A 14,104-nucleotide genomic window follows, 5' to 3' on the forward strand; every position below is an offset into this window, starting at 1 on the left:
CTCGGGATGCGCTCTAGATGAAAAAGGTGGCATTCTTGCCACTCTTTTTTAAATCCCAATCAAAGGCTGGACCATACGCATCAGCCAGCTTTGGAATTTGAGCGGGGCATCTGTCACCGCAAGACAGATACAATCCCCATCTGGTGAGGCGATGGGTTGATGCACGAGATCAGCATCGGCCTCCTCTATGTCGCCTCGCGCAAAGAGGCCGGTCCCATCGTGGAAACTACCGCTAAGTACCAGCGTCAGTTCACGCCCGCCATGGCCATGTTCCGGCACAGGCTTGCCAGCCGGAATTCTAAGCAATCGCACATTCGTTTCACCATCATTGATCGCAATAGGCACCTGATAGGCACCACGCCCGAGCGATTTCCACTTCAGGTCTGGTAGATCACCACCGACATACGATCTAAGAGGCTCAGGCAGAATTGCAGGTGCTGCAATTGAAGCTGAGGTTATTGTTGGCTTTGGTTCGCGCAGAGATGGGTTTGCAAGCTTACTTTTAATAGCGTCCCACGAACCCTCCTTGATTTCTTGTGGCTCGACGGTGTCCAGAAGCTGCCCGCCGATATGCTCAAAATGATTCAAACGGGAACGACATGCAGGGCAAAGCGCCAGATGCGTTGCAACAGCAATACTCCAGCCTTCGGCGAGAGTGCCGGCTGCGTAGCTCGAAAGAAGTTCGTCGCTGAGATGATGATTGATATTCATCAGCGTTCTCCCGAATTATCGAGTGCGGTGCGCAATTTGGTGAACGCAAGTCGCAAGCGGGATTTTACTGTTCCCAAGGGGAGGTTGAGCTTTTTTGCTATGGCGCTGTGCGTGCTCTCTTCGAAATATGCCAGCTCCAGCAAGGCGCTTTGCTCTTTCGGCAGATCTGCCATGGCAGCGCGCAACTGGCTCGCCGATTGTTGCTCCGCAATCCTCACATCGGCTGGTTGCTCTTCATCAGGCACAAAGGCAGGGTCTGTGGGATCAAACTCTGGTCGGCGGGTACGCCGCACTGCATCAATGCGCTGGTTGCGTGCAATCGCGAAGATCCAGGTCGACAACGCTCCTTTGGAAAAATCAAACTGGTCTGCCTTGTTCCAGACCGTAATCATTGTTTCTTGCATCAATTCTTCCGCTGTTTGCGTATCGGCAGACAGTTTGGCCATATAGGCTTTAACACGCGGCGCGAAATGCTTGAAAATCGCCTCAAATGCGTCCACGTCACGCCGAGAACTGACCGCCAGCATCAATTCCTCCAGAGAGGGCTGATTTTCAGAAGCAGTCCGTTCGTTCATCCCTATTGAATCCCGTATGCTCAAACGTGGCAATGCCAGAAGCTGCAAATTGCGCTGTGCTTTCTTGTGCCACGTCTGTGAGCCGAAGGAAACGTTTGTATTCATGAAGCCTCATACGAAGGCTTTCTGAAATTGGATCACACAGCAGGGTAAGAGGCTTCAGTTTATTGCTTTTAAAGGTCTCGGTTCCGCAATTGGATGGCGCTCAACATACTGGCCGCGTTCGAGCAGCAATGTGGTGGCTTTATCGTAATTGACAGCTTTTGAAAAAGCATACCCCTGACCCAACTGGCACCCCATCTGCTGGAGCGTTTCGGCGAGAGCCATGGTCTCTACACCCTCTGCGACCAGCTTGATTTTCAGGTCGCCAGCGATCTGCACAATGCCTTTCACAATCGCCACACTCGGGTCGCCCGGCGCGAGCCTGCACACAAACGACTTATCGATTTTAATGATATCGACGGGAACGGTGAGGAGATGAGCCAAAGCGGCAAAGCCTGTACCAAAATCGTCAAGCGCGATGCGGACGCCTAGCAAACGGAGGTTTCGAATGCCTGATGCGACAACATCATCTCGTTGGCCGATATAGGCGTTTTCGGTCACTTCTATAATAAGATGGCTGAGTGGCACATCGTAGCGACCAAAGGTCTTTGAAATGAAGGCCGCAAGATCGCCCACATAGAAGTCGGCCGCCGTGACGTTTACACCGACATGCTGAACTGGCAGTCCCATGTCGAGCCAGCGCCGTATGTCCTGCGCGACGATCGTGAGCATATATTGTGTTATCTCGGATGCGATATGCACATCCGAGAACGACTCCTGAAATACCGACGCTGGCAGTATGTCGCCAGACTTTGTGGTCATGCGGCTCAGTGCTTCAAAGCCGATAACTTCTCTCGTATCGAGCCGCATCAAAGGCTGATAATGGGCGGTGATGCGCTTTTCATCGAGTGCTTCACGCACTTCCCGTATTGAATTGCGTCGATGGACGATGCGCGTGTCGACATTGGGCTGATAACGCACAAACCCGCCGCGCGCATTTTCTTTGGCGTGATAGAGCGCAAAATCAGCATTGCGTCGTACGATCAGCGGTTGTGTGTCTTGCGCAGCGAGAACTGCGCCGCCGATTGTCACGCGGGGCAGGATTGTCTGGCCGTCAAATTCGACGGGCGAGGAGAGTGCACTGAAAATCAGTTCTGCAGTCTGGTCAAGGTCATAAAGCGCGTTATGGCTCTGGATGACGACTGTAAACTCGTCACCGCCAGTACGGAAGGTGATGTCTGGTGCCATTGATGCTGAAATGCGGCTTGCGATGGTGTTAATCAGAAAATCGCCGACTTCATGGCCAAAGGTATCGTTTGTGACCTTCAGATTGTCGATATCGATGACAAACAACGCCCAACTACCCGCCAATTCACAGCGCAATTGTGAAAGGGCGTCGTCGAAGGCGGCGCGATTGGGAAGCGCTGTCTGCTCGTCAACAGTCGCCCGGCGCTCATAATTGAGAATGCGCATTTCGCGCGCCATCGCGAGATTACAGAGAGTTGCACCTGTATCGATGACTTCTCTTTCGTAAGCCGAGGGCATGTGTTTTTTGTGAAAATAGACGGCCAGCGCGCCGACTACATCTCCCGCTTCGTTGTGCACCGGCACTGAACTGCACGCGAGCAAACCAAATGGCAGCACGCATTTTTTGTATGTTGCCCATTTCGGATCATTCTCGATGTCGTCAACACTAATGGGAGCGTTATGATAAATCGCGCTTCCGCAAGAGCCTACTTCTGGTCCGACAACAGTTCCGTCAAGCACGTCGCTATAACTGTCGGGGATGCTGGGTGCTGCAAGCAAATGCATCATGCCTGCGCTATCGACAGAACAAACCATCGCACTGGCATCTGCGATCAGCGTCTCCATTTCAAGACACAGCCGCATAAGCGTCTGCTTCAGAGGCTTACCCCTTGCGATCAGCTCAAGAACAGAGTTCTGGAATTTAAGCACACGGGTTCCCCATAGTTCTTTTGTTTGCGTGCGTTCTGTCAGTCTGCACGCTATAGCCTTTTTCGGAGGCCTGTCTTTAGAGAACGTCTATTATAGTTACTTGTCTTTATTATTTCAGCCCGGGAACTGACGATAACACTCTTCAGCGATCTGCCGCAGCTGATCGCGCGATATTTCTCCGCTTACTGCGTAACCGAGTTCGCCATCGATCCAGTAGAAGGTTTCCACCCCGTCGTTTGATGCAAAACGGAAGCTCGTGTCACGATTTTCGAGATTTCGGCCGACAATAACTGAAAGACGTTTTCCGGTCGCATCTTCATACATGAAGAACGCCCCGGGTTTGCTATCGACAGGCAGAAGTCGGCCGCCGACGAGCTGAAAGCCAAGCGCGTTGAGATCAGGAACTTTAAAGTCGGGAATATCAAGCCTTTTCCCGAGCCATGTTGTCAGATGTGCCTCTTCCTCGGAGAAGACTTCGACCGGATGGCGCACTTCGCTTGCATAGACAAGGTAAGCGGCCTGTGCCTGTTCCGGCAGGGTTTCCACATTTGCAATCTGTCTTGGCTCGTCATAGAGGCGAGAGCCCATAAAGCCGCCAATACAACCGATGGCCAAGGCGGTCAGGATAGATGCGGCAATTGCCCCGCGATATTGCCAATTGTGTTGTTTGGTCGTTGAGCGGATCAGTCCGACATCACTGGTTTTTTCGAGCGCATAACCGCCAAATAGCTGTCTGATGCCCTCGTTCTGTTTGCGCCATTCCTCAACCAATGCGGCCTGTTCGGGGGTGTTCTCAAGAGCTTTGGCGATACGGGCTCTTTCGTCGTCGGACAATTGATCATCCACGAAACTAAGGAGTTCCACTTCACTTATCGGAGAATTGCGGTTTGTCATTTGTTTCTCCGAAGCGTTACCACATTCGTGCCGTTCATATGTTCCCCAAGGCGTTGCCGTGCACGCGAAAGGCGCGACATGACCGTGCCAACGGGGATTTTGAGTATTCCCGCAGTCTCGCCATAGCTGTATCCCTCGACAACAATCAACATCAAGACGGCACGATTATCTTCTGACAGGCTGTTGATTGCCACTTCAAGCTGCTGCAACTGGAATGGATCATCGTCCGCAGTGGCAGCGCTTATGTTCTCGGCTGCGTCCAGCGTTTCGTATTGGGTGCGCGCTTTGCTTTTGTAGCTGTTGCGATAAAGATTGGTCATGATCGTGAGTATCCACCCACGCAGATTGAGGCCACGCCATTGGTTGCGCCGGGATAGCGCTTTGGTCACGCAGTCTTGCAGCAAATCCTCGCCCTCGGCGTCCGATTTCGCAAGGCTGCGCGAATAGCGCCGCATGATCGGCAGGAGGGCCAGAAGCTGGCCCTCAAAACTGTCGGGAGCGGGACGGCTCAAATCAGCCTCATGGCTTTGCGGCGTGCCAGACTCCATTAACGCCGTCTCCAGTCACATCGCCAGCTTTCTTGTCCTTTATGAAGTAATAAAGCGGCATTCCGTCTTTCGCCCATTGTTCGCTGCCATCCTTGCGCTTTGCAAGCGTATATGCGCCAGAGGCCTTGGCACCTTTTGCGGCCATGAAGGGCGGCCAATTGGTTGCACAAGTATCATAGCAGTTGGACATGCCTTTGCTATCTTTGTCAAAAGTGTAGAGCGTCATATCTTTTGAACCAGCCAGAACCTGTCCTTTGGAGGTGTCCATTGCCTTGACTGCGGGTGCCGCCAGCACGGAAGATGCCGCTACCGTTGCAATTGCCAAAACAGACATAAAAGTTGCGGTTTTCATGGTTTGCCTCACACAAATTTCCAATCGCGACATGCGATATGACGTAAGACAATCGGAAAGCCGATTTTATTCCCGAGGCGTAAAAAATAATCAGATTGGCCGAACGGTTCTTTCATTAGCGCGCAGAAAATTAGAACAGTATTGATCATTGATTGATTGGGAGTTATATATGTAGCTACTCATATTATAGATAGCTACACAATGTCTCTGACCAAGCAAGAGCTCGAAGCCGCATTCACTATGGGTCTTTCCACTGCGGCCCGAAAAATGCGCAATCTTTTTGACTCCCGTGTTCGCGAGCGGGGGCTGACACTTGCAAGAGCCCGCGTGCTTCTGCTTCTTGCGGAGCAAAGAAACTGGAACCAACGCGAACTGGCAGATGCGCTTGAAATAGAGCATCCATCTGTGGTTCGGCTTCTCGATGGTTTGGAAAAACAGGGGCTTATCTATCGTGCTGCTGTAGAAGGGGATCGGCGCGCCAAGCGCATTGAGCTCACGGACGAAGCGCAGGCACAGGTCAAACAGCTTCAGGCCATCACGCAAGCCATCCGTGCAGAATTATTGCAAAGGATCTCCCCGCAAGCCCTCGAAACAGCGCTCACTGTCTTTCAGGAAATCAGCCAGACCGTTGAAACGGCGCTCACTGATAAAGACAGGTGATGCGCTATGTCTGAGAGAGGTGATGATAAACCGACAATGCCGAGCCAACAGCAGGTTCCTACGCCTGCGGTTCCGCATATGCCGGTTTATATGTCTGCAATTTATATCGCAGCGTCTGTTCTTATGTGGTCGACGCGCGGCCTCAGCATGTATTTCATCTCGGCCAATACGCAGCAGATTCAAGGTTCGCTGGGCGCAACCCTGACAGAAACCTCGTGGCTTATTGCGGCCTACATGGCGCCCTATGCAAGTCTCACTATTTTGCTGGTCAAGATACGCACGCAGTTTGGGCTTCGTCGCTTTGCGGAAATTGCTATCGCAATCTTTCTCGTGTCATCGTTACTGCATTTGCTGGTCTATGATATCTGGTCGGCCATTCCGATCCGCTTCATTGCGGGTGCTGCCGCAGCGCCCGTTTCGACCATCGGCTTTCTCTATATGCTGGAAGCTTTTCCGCCTGCAAAGAAGATGACCTGGGGCCTAAGCCTCGCACTCACATGCTCAGCGGCTGCTGGGCCATTCGCGCGCGTGATTTCGCCGATGCTGTTTGATATCGGGCAATGGCAGCAGCTTTATATGGTCGAAATAGGCCTGTCGCTGGCGGCTTTTGCTGTCGTATATGTGTTGCCGATGACACAGGTTCCGCGTGCCAAAGTTCTGCATTGGCTGGATTTTGTGGCCTATGGATTGATCGCCATCGGCTTCGGCCTTCTGGCCGTCATTCTTGTTCAGGGCAAAAATTATTGGTGGTTCGAAGCGCCATGGATCGGCGTTTGCCTCGCCATCTCCATCGCCGCACTTGCCTGCGCTGCCGCGATTGAAATTAACCGCGAACAGCCGCTGATGAATCTTCACTGGCTATTTTCACCGGAAATTCTGCGCTTCACGCTGATCCTGTTTGTCTTTCGTATTGTGCTTGCTGAACAGACGACAGGTGCGGTGGGCCTGTTTCAAGCTTTTGGCTTACAGGATGGGCAAAGTCAGGGGCTTTATCTCATCATCCTCGCCGCGTCACTTGCGGGAGGCCTGTTCTGTGGCATGTGGATGAATATCGAACGTGTCACGACCATCTTCGGATTGGCACTGGTCTTCATCGCTGTGGGGGCGTTCATGGATAGTCACGCGACCAATCTGACACGTCCACACAACGCCTATCTCAGTCAGGCATTGATTGCTTTTGGTGGGGCTCTGTTTTTGCCTCCCGCCATGCTGGCTGGCATCACCAAAGCGATGAAGCAAGGGCCAACATTCATGACGAGCTTCATCGTCATCTTCCTGTTTACGCAGAATATTGGAGGACTGATCGGCTCGGCAGTGTTCAGCACATTCATTTCGATCCGCGAGAAATACCACTCCGCTCATCTGGTCGAACAGCTTGTGATGTCCAATCCGGTCGTCGCGCAGCGTGTTCAGGCGCTTTCAGGCAGCTATTCAAAGGTTCTCGCCGATCAGGGACTGACCAGGGCCGAAGGGCTGGTCCTGTTGGGACAGCAGGTCACACGCGAGGCAACGGTGCTTTCCTACAATGATGCATTTCTTGCGATTTCTGTCATTGCGATTGTCTCGCTCGGATGCCTGATCGCTTATCGGCTTTTTGAAAATATGCAAATCCGCCGCCACTCAGAAGTAACGGCAAGTTAGTTTAGGGTCTGTTGAGAATGTCAGTTGGGAAGCAATATATTCGCGGTGGCTTAGCGCTTATCATCGGTCTTGCTGGCGTGCTGATGGTTCTGTGGGCGTGGCAATTGCCGCCATTCAAGCGCAGCGTTGAGACGACGGATAATGCCTATGTTCGTGGGCAAGTCACAGTCATCAGCCCACAAGTCGCGGGCTATGTCACCAAAGTCGATGCGAACGACTATGAAGTCGTGAAGCAGGGACAGCTTCTGTTTGAGATCGACAGCCGAAGCTACCAGCAAAAGCTCGATCAGGCAGAGGCATCGCTCGCGACGAAGAAAGCAGCCCTTGCCAATTCTGAACAAAGCCAGCGTTCTGCAGAAGCGACAATCCAGTCGCGGCAGGCACAGATTTCAGGCGCTAACGCTGCTTTGGAAGTTGCGCAGGCCAATGCAAAGCGCGTTGAAGCCTTGCTGCCCCGTGGTGTAACGACACAAAGTTCGGCCGATACTGCGCATGGCACGCTGCTTCAGGCGCAGGCAACAGTTGCTGAGGCCGAGGCCGCTCTTGCTGTCGCCAAACAAGACCTTCAATCCATAATTGTTAATCGTGAAAGCCTCAATGCGGATATTGCCAGTGCGGAAGCCACGGTAGAGCTGGCGAAGATTGATCTTCAGAACACCAGGATCATTGCTCCGCGCGATGGCAAGCTGGGCGAAGTTGGTGTTCGTCTTGGTCAGTATGTGACGGCCGGCACTCAGCTTGTCTCGCTTGTGCCCAACACCAAGTGGATCATTGCAAATTTCAAGGAAACCCAGCTTTACGGCATGAAGGTTGGCCAGCCTGTGACCTTTACGGTTGATGCGCTGCGTCATGCCGAATTAAGGGGGCACTTGGAGGCATTTGCGCCAGCAGCGGGCTCGGAATTCAGCGTTATCAAATCCGACAATGCAACCGGTAATTTCACCAAAATTACCCAGCGATTGTCAGTGCGCATCGCCATTGATGACGGCCAACCGGATGCCGATCTGCTGGCACCCGGCATGTCTGTCGTGGTTCGGGTTGATACAGCTGCGAATTGACAAATGGGTCTACGTACAGCAGCTCCAGTTAAGACTGAATCGTTGGAGCCGCTGCAACTACTTGTTTTTGTGCATTATCCTACGCAAAACCGCTTCGCACTTTTTGCTGGAAATGCTTTAACCGTGGCTGGCATCATTTGGCACCAGCGGCGTGACCTTTTTGACCTTGTCTCTGTGGAAGATGAACAGTCCGGCCAGCACGATGATGGCTGCTCCAAAGAGGGTTTGCTGATCGGGCAAGTCGTTGAAGAACATCCATCCGAAAATGATCGCCCATAGCAACAGCGTATATTGCAATGGTGCGAGCACTGAAGCGGGTGCGAGTTTGAGTGCGCGGGTGATCAGCAGATGTGCAAGGCAAGCCACGATCCCGAGCAGGAGCAATGCCAGCAACTCGCCTGTAGTAAAGGGCGTCCAATGTCCAATGCTAAGGACCGCGCCAACGACGAGACAGCCTAAAGTCTGCCAGGTTACCAGCGTCGCGTCCGGTGTGGAACGCAACACGCGTCCAAGCACAAGCGTCATAGCGAAAGAAATGCTACCTAGAAGGCCGAAAACTGACGGCCATGAGAGCATTGCAGAAGACGGGCGCAATGCAATGATGACGCCGATGAAGCCAATGAAGACCGCAAGCCAGCGCCGCCAGCCGATACGTTCACCGAGCAGGAAATGGGAGAGGGCCGCCACATAGATCGGTCCGGCCATGTAGAAGGTCATGACGTCTGCGAGCGGAAGGAATGTAACCGCTGCGTAGAACAGGCCAGTGTCAGCCGTTGCCAAAACGACTCTTGCCAGTTGCAGCGAAGGTTTCTCGACCTGAAACAATGCGCTGACTGGTTGTCGTGACAACATCGGGCCGAGCACAAAGAATGCGCCGAATGAGCGGATCAACAAAACCTGACCGACCGAGAAACTGGCTACAAGCCATTTGCCCATGGCGTCGTTCAAAGCGAACATGAAATCGCCGAGCAACATCAAAAGAATGCCAGCCAGCACAGCGTTGCCGCCCACGGCTAAAGCCGCTTTTTTATTCATAATCTAGGGGTGCTCCGACCACTGGTTCAACGCGTTCTCGCGCGCAAATCCATCGCTGAAGTTTGCCGGATAATCTCGCTGCATGTTTGAATGAGAACTGCTTACTCCTCGCGTTATGCCTTTGCAAGATGGACTGTGCCTGACGCACCTCAGAACAAGCCTTCTCAAGTGGCTCGCCGTGAGCTATAGCGGCTTCGCTTCACTGTGAGGTCATCATGAATTCTGGAAACGCTGAGTCGAAGCCGATCCTCGGGATTGCACTCGCCTCCGCAGGTTATGCCTGCTTCGCCCTGCAAGATGCCATCGTCAAATGGCTGGTTGCCGATTATGCGGTTCCGCAAATTCTTTTCATGCGAAGCCTCGTCATTGTGATCATCACCGGTAGCCTTGCCTGGCGCCTCGGCCACCCGTCCGTCTTTAAAAGCAAATATCGCAATACGCTTGTTCTGCGGGCTGGTTTGATGCTGCTTGCCTGGCTGCTCTTTTATAATGCGGCTCGCCATCTCGGCCTTGCGGAACTGACGACGCTCTACTTCTCAGCGCCGATTATGGTGATGTTCCTGTCGATCTTCATTCTCAAAGAGAAGATCGGAGCTGGACGTTGGGTGGCATGTTTCGGCGGGTTCGTGGGTGTACTCATCGCCGCCAACCCAACCCATTCGCCAAACCTGATCCCCGCCATCATGTGCGTGATTGCCGGTTTCTGTTGGGCTTTGAGCACCATCCTGATCCGCCTTGTCAGCAGAACTGAAACAACCCTGACCCAGATGTGGGCAACGAGCCTGTTGTTTGGTATCGCTTGCGCGGTTTCCTTCCCATGGGTGTGGAAGACACCCGACGTGTCAGCGTGGATCCTGATGATTGGCCTTGGTCTTGTCGCAACGGTCGGGCAGTATCTTCTTTATGAAGGTTTCCGCTATGCACCAGCCTCGGCGCTCGCACCAACTGAATTTACCGGGCTTATCTGGGCATTCCTCTATGGTTATGCGATTTGGGCAGAAGTTCCGGCCTCAAACGTCGCATTCGGTGCGGTGTTGATTGTTTGCTCCAGCCTTGTGCTTGTCGCGTGGGAAAAGAGGGCCGGGCGGGTACGTGCCGTCCAGCCCGGCTGAGGTGCAAACCTCCTCTTCGCATGGGCTTGCGGTTGAGAGAGTTTGATCTATTGACGGATAGATCTGGGGGCGACGGCGGATGCCAGTCCATAATTTGCACGAAGGAAGGGCCGGATTGCCCCGGCCCTCAGCGTCTGTTCCAAAAGTCGCCATGCCGGTCTGCAAATGGCAATTTGCCTCCGTTCCGGTGCTCACGTACCTTTAAGTACGCTGCGCTCCGGTACTCGAAAATTACCATTTTCGCCTCGGCCTGCCGCTTTTTGATTCAGACGCTCATTAGAAACATAAGGAATGACGCCGGGGTTATTCCCCCGGCGCCAGATGCGGGGCTTCGATCTTGGCGCCTGCATGTTTCAACGGGCGTTCGCCGGAGAGCTTGCGGATCAGCACATAGAACACCGGCGTCATGAAGATGCCGAAGGCCGTCACGCCGATCATGCCTGCAAAGACCGCGATGCCCATGGCTGAGCGCATTTCCGCACCCGCACCTGTCGATGTCACCAGAGGCACCACGCCCATGATGAAGGCCATCGAGGTCATCAGGATCGGGCGCAGACGCAACCGGCTTGCCTCGACCGCCGCCTGCACGACGCTTCGTCCGGACAGCTCCAGCTCGCGGGCGAATTCCACGATCAGGATCGCGTTCTTCGCCGATAGCCCCACAAGGACTATCAAGCCGATCTGGGTGAAGACGTTGTTGTCACCTCCTGTCAGCCAGACACCGGTGAGCGCGGCCATGATCCCCATCGGCACGATCATGATAATCGATAACGGCAGGGCAAGGCTTTCATATTGCGCAGCCAGCACCAGATAGACGAGCAGCAGCGCCAGCGGGAAGACGAGGAAACCTGAATTACCGGCAAGAATCTGCTGGTAGGTCAGATCGGTCCACTCGTAGGCGATGCCCGGAGGCAGGGTTTCTTCCGCGATCCGTTCGATGGCAGCCTGTGCCTGGCCGGACGAGAAGCCGGGAGCCGGGTTGCCGTTGATATCGGCGGAAAGGAAGCCGTTATAACGGATGGCGCGTTCCGCACCTACAGTTTGCTCGACTTTCAGAAGAGCCGACAGCGGGATCATCTCGCCCGACTGCGAACGAACCTTCAGCTTGCCGATGTCCTCGGCGTGGCTGCGATAATTCGCATCGGCCTGAATGCGCACGCTGTAGGTGCGTCCAAAGGCATTGAAGTCGTTGACATAGAGCGAACCCAGATAAATCTGCAGGGTTTCGAACACGTCAGTCACCGCCACGCCCAGCTGCCGTGCCTTCGTGCGGTCGAGATCGGCATAAAGCTGGGGCACGTTGATCTGGTAGCTCGAATAGAGACCGGCCAGCTCGGGTGTCTGATAGGCCTTGGCGAGAAACGCCTTGGTCGCATCGTCCAGCGCCTTGAAGCCAAGCCCGTTGCGATCCTCAAGCTGGAGCTTGAAACCGCCTGTTGTGCCGAGACCCTGAACGGGCGGCGGCGGGAACATGGCGATGAAAGCATCCTGAATGGCGCCGAACTGCTGGTTCAGTTCTCCCGTGATTGCATTGGCCGAAAGTTCCGGGGTTTTACGTTCTTCGAACGGCTTCAGCGTCACGAAAACGATGCCGGAGTTCGACGAGTTGGTGAAACCATTGATCGACAGGCCGGGGAAGGCGATGGCATTGGCCACGCCCGGATGCTTGAGGGCAATGTCGCTCATGCGGCGGATCACATCTTCCGAACGGTCGAGCGTTGCCGCATCCGGCAATTGCGCGAAGCCGATCAGATATTGCTTGTCCTGCGCCGGAACGAAGCCGCCGGGCACTGCGCGGAACAGCACGAAGGTGACGCCGAGCAGCACGACATAGAGGCCCATCACCAGCGACTTGCGCGAGAGAATGCTGCCAACGCCGCGTCCATAGGCGTTTGAACTTGCACCGAAGAAACGGTTGAAGCCACGGAAGAACCAGCCGAACAGCCTGTCCATGATCCGGGTCAGCCGATCCTTCGGCGCATCGTGACCGCGTAGCAGCAGAGCTGCCAGAGCAGGTGAAAGCGTCAGCGAGTTGAAGGCGGAGATCACCGTCGAGATCGCGATGGTGAGAGCGAACTGGCGGTAGAACTGACCGGTCAGACCGGTGATGAAGGCAAGCGGCACGAAGACCGCAACCAGCACCAGCGCGATGGCGATGATCGGCCCGGACACTTCCTGCATGGCGCGATAGGTTGCCTCGACCGGCGACAGTCCCTGTTCGATGTTACGCTCGACATTTTCCACCACCACGATGGCGTCATCGACCACGATGCCGATGGCAAGCACGAGGCCGAAGAGGCTGAGCGCATTGATAGAGAAGCCGAACACATACATGACCGCGAACGTGCCGACGATGGAGACGGGAACGGCAACCAGTGGAATGATGGAGGCGCGCCATGTCTGCAGGAACATGATGACGACGATCACCACGAGAACAATAGCTTCGAGCAGGGTGTGAATGACAGACTCGATAGAGGCTTTCACAAACGCCGTCGTGTCATAGACGATGTCGAAATCCACGCCTTCCGGCATGGTTTTCTTCAGGTCGGCCATGGCGGCATGGACGTTTTCGGAAATCTCAAGCGCATTGGAGCCGGGTGCCTGAAACACACCCATGCCGACAGCCGACTTGTTGTCGAGCAGCGAGCGCAGGGAATAATCAGCGGCGCCCATTTCGACACGCGCAACATCGCCCAGCCGGGTGATTTCACCTTCGCTGCCTGATTTCACGACGATGTTGGCAAATTCCTCCGGTGACTGGAGACGGCCTTGCGCATTGACGGAAAGCTGAAGGTCGAGGCCCGAAACGGACGGCGATGCGCCGATGACACCAGCAGCAGCCTGAACGTTCTGCTGGCGGATGGCAGTGGCGATATCGCTTGCAGAAAGTCCGCGTTCGGCTGCCTTCTGCGGGTCAATCCAGACGCGCATCGAATAATCACCGCCGCCGAATATCTGCACCTGACCGACGCCCGGAATACGGGCGATACGATCCTTGACGTTCAAAACGGCATAGTTGCGCAGATAGTTCACGTCATACCGGCCATCGGGCGAGATGAGGTGAACCACCAGCGTCAGGTCGGGCGAGCTTTTGGCGGTTGTGACGCCAAGGGTGCGCACTTCTTCCGGCAGGCGCGGTTCGGCCTGCGAAATACGGTTCTGCACCAGCTGCTGGGCCTGATCGGGATCGGTGCCGAGCGCAAATGTGACGGTCAGCGTCATGACGCCGTCGGCGGTCGCCTGGCTCTGCATATAAAGCATGCCTTCGACGCCGTTGATCTGTTCTTCAAGCGGCGTGGCGACGGTTTCGGAAATAACGGCTGGGTTGGCGCCCGGATATTGCGCGCGGACCACGATCTGTGGCGGCACGACTTCTGGATATTCCGAGATCGGCAGACCTGTCATGCCGATCAGACCGGCAACGAAGATCAGGACCGACAGAACGCCAGCGAAGACCGGGCGGTCGACGAAAAAGCGTGAAAAGTTCATCTGTTTATCCCCCTTAAGCGGGAAGGCAAAA

Annotated in this window: 12 protein-coding genes; 4 read left to right on the plus strand and 8 right to left on the minus strand. The window is 54.6% G+C overall.

Annotated elements, in window-relative coordinates; translation table 11 throughout:
* Positions 1-48: 48 nt before the first annotated feature.
* The 6 genes from ACSME1_RS15690 to ACSME1_RS15715 all read right to left on the minus strand — a co-directional run bounded on the left by ACSME1_RS15690 (position 49) and on the right by ACSME1_RS15715 (position 5,078).
* Complete coding sequence (locus ACSME1_RS15690) at positions 49-711, minus strand: ChrR family anti-sigma-E factor (RefSeq protein ID WP_024900203.1); 663 nt, start codon at positions 709-711, stop codon at positions 49-51.
* On the minus strand, positions 711-1,286 hold the full coding sequence (locus ACSME1_RS15695; RefSeq protein ID WP_024900204.1) for a sigma-70 family RNA polymerase sigma factor: 576 nt from the start codon (positions 1,284-1,286) through the stop codon (positions 711-713). Before ACSME1_RS15695 ends, ACSME1_RS15690 begins: the two co-directional genes overlap by 1 nt.
* Positions 1,287-1,445: 159 nt before the next feature.
* Positions 1,446-3,284 (minus strand): sensor domain-containing phosphodiesterase, encoded by a 1,839-nt coding sequence (locus ACSME1_RS15700; RefSeq protein ID WP_024900205.1) that lies wholly within the window; start codon positions 3,282-3,284, stop codon positions 1,446-1,448.
* A 114-nt stretch (positions 3,285-3,398) separates the two neighbouring features.
* Entirely contained in the window at positions 3,399-4,178 is a 780-nt protein-coding gene (locus ACSME1_RS15705) for an anti-sigma factor family protein (RefSeq protein WP_435654972.1), read from the minus strand.
* Entirely contained in the window at positions 4,175-4,726 is a 552-nt protein-coding gene (locus ACSME1_RS15710; protein ID WP_105707576.1) for an RNA polymerase sigma factor, read from the minus strand. Before ACSME1_RS15710 ends, ACSME1_RS15705 begins: the two co-directional genes overlap by 4 nt.
* Entirely contained in the window at positions 4,698-5,078 is a 381-nt protein-coding gene (locus ACSME1_RS15715) for a COG4315 family predicted lipoprotein (RefSeq protein WP_024900208.1), read from the minus strand. The genes ACSME1_RS15710 and ACSME1_RS15715 overlap by 29 nt, the downstream gene beginning before the upstream one ends.
* A 201-nt stretch (positions 5,079-5,279) precedes the next feature.
* Between ACSME1_RS15715 and ACSME1_RS15720 the strand changes: the two genes are divergently transcribed.
* From ACSME1_RS15720 to ACSME1_RS15730, 3 genes are read left to right on the plus strand one after another with little or no spacing between them, the layout of a single operon-like run.
* Positions 5,280-5,738 (plus strand): MarR family winged helix-turn-helix transcriptional regulator, encoded by a 459-nt coding sequence (locus ACSME1_RS15720; protein WP_036568653.1) that lies wholly within the window; start codon positions 5,280-5,282, stop codon positions 5,736-5,738.
* Between the two features lie 6 nt (positions 5,739-5,744).
* On the plus strand, positions 5,745-7,379 hold the full coding sequence (locus ACSME1_RS15725) for an MFS transporter (protein WP_105707578.1): 1,635 nt from the start codon (positions 5,745-5,747) through the stop codon (positions 7,377-7,379).
* A 17-nt stretch (positions 7,380-7,396) separates the two neighbouring features.
* Positions 7,397-8,437 carry an HlyD family secretion protein gene (locus tag ACSME1_RS15730; RefSeq protein WP_100557235.1) on the plus strand — a complete coding sequence of 347 codons (1,041 nt, stop codon included), beginning with the start codon at positions 7,397-7,399 and terminating at the stop codon, positions 8,435-8,437.
* A 117-nt stretch (positions 8,438-8,554) separates the two neighbouring features.
* On the opposite strand, the gene ACSME1_RS15735 is transcribed toward ACSME1_RS15730, so the two are convergent.
* A complete protein-coding gene (locus tag ACSME1_RS15735) occupies positions 8,555-9,472 on the minus strand; it encodes a DMT family transporter (RefSeq protein ID WP_024900212.1) in 918 nt (305 codons plus the stop codon).
* 215 nt (positions 9,473-9,687) lie between these two features.
* On the opposite strand from ACSME1_RS15735, the gene ACSME1_RS15740 reads away from it, so the two are divergent.
* Complete coding sequence (locus ACSME1_RS15740) at positions 9,688-10,584, plus strand: DMT family transporter (protein WP_105707580.1); 897 nt, start codon at positions 9,688-9,690, stop codon at positions 10,582-10,584.
* Between the two features lie 303 nt (positions 10,585-10,887).
* Here the strand turns inward: ACSME1_RS15740 and ACSME1_RS15745 are convergent, their stop codons facing one another.
* Positions 10,888-14,073 carry an efflux RND transporter permease subunit gene (locus ACSME1_RS15745; RefSeq protein WP_024900214.1) on the minus strand — a complete coding sequence of 1,062 codons (3,186 nt, stop codon included), beginning with the start codon at positions 14,071-14,073 and terminating at the stop codon, positions 10,888-10,890.
* Positions 14,074-14,104: the final 31 nt, after the last annotated feature.

The sequence above is a fragment of the Brucella pituitosa genome (assembly GCF_965577835.1).
GTDB classification, from domain to species: domain Bacteria; phylum Pseudomonadota; class Alphaproteobacteria; order Rhizobiales; family Rhizobiaceae; genus Brucella; species Brucella pituitosa.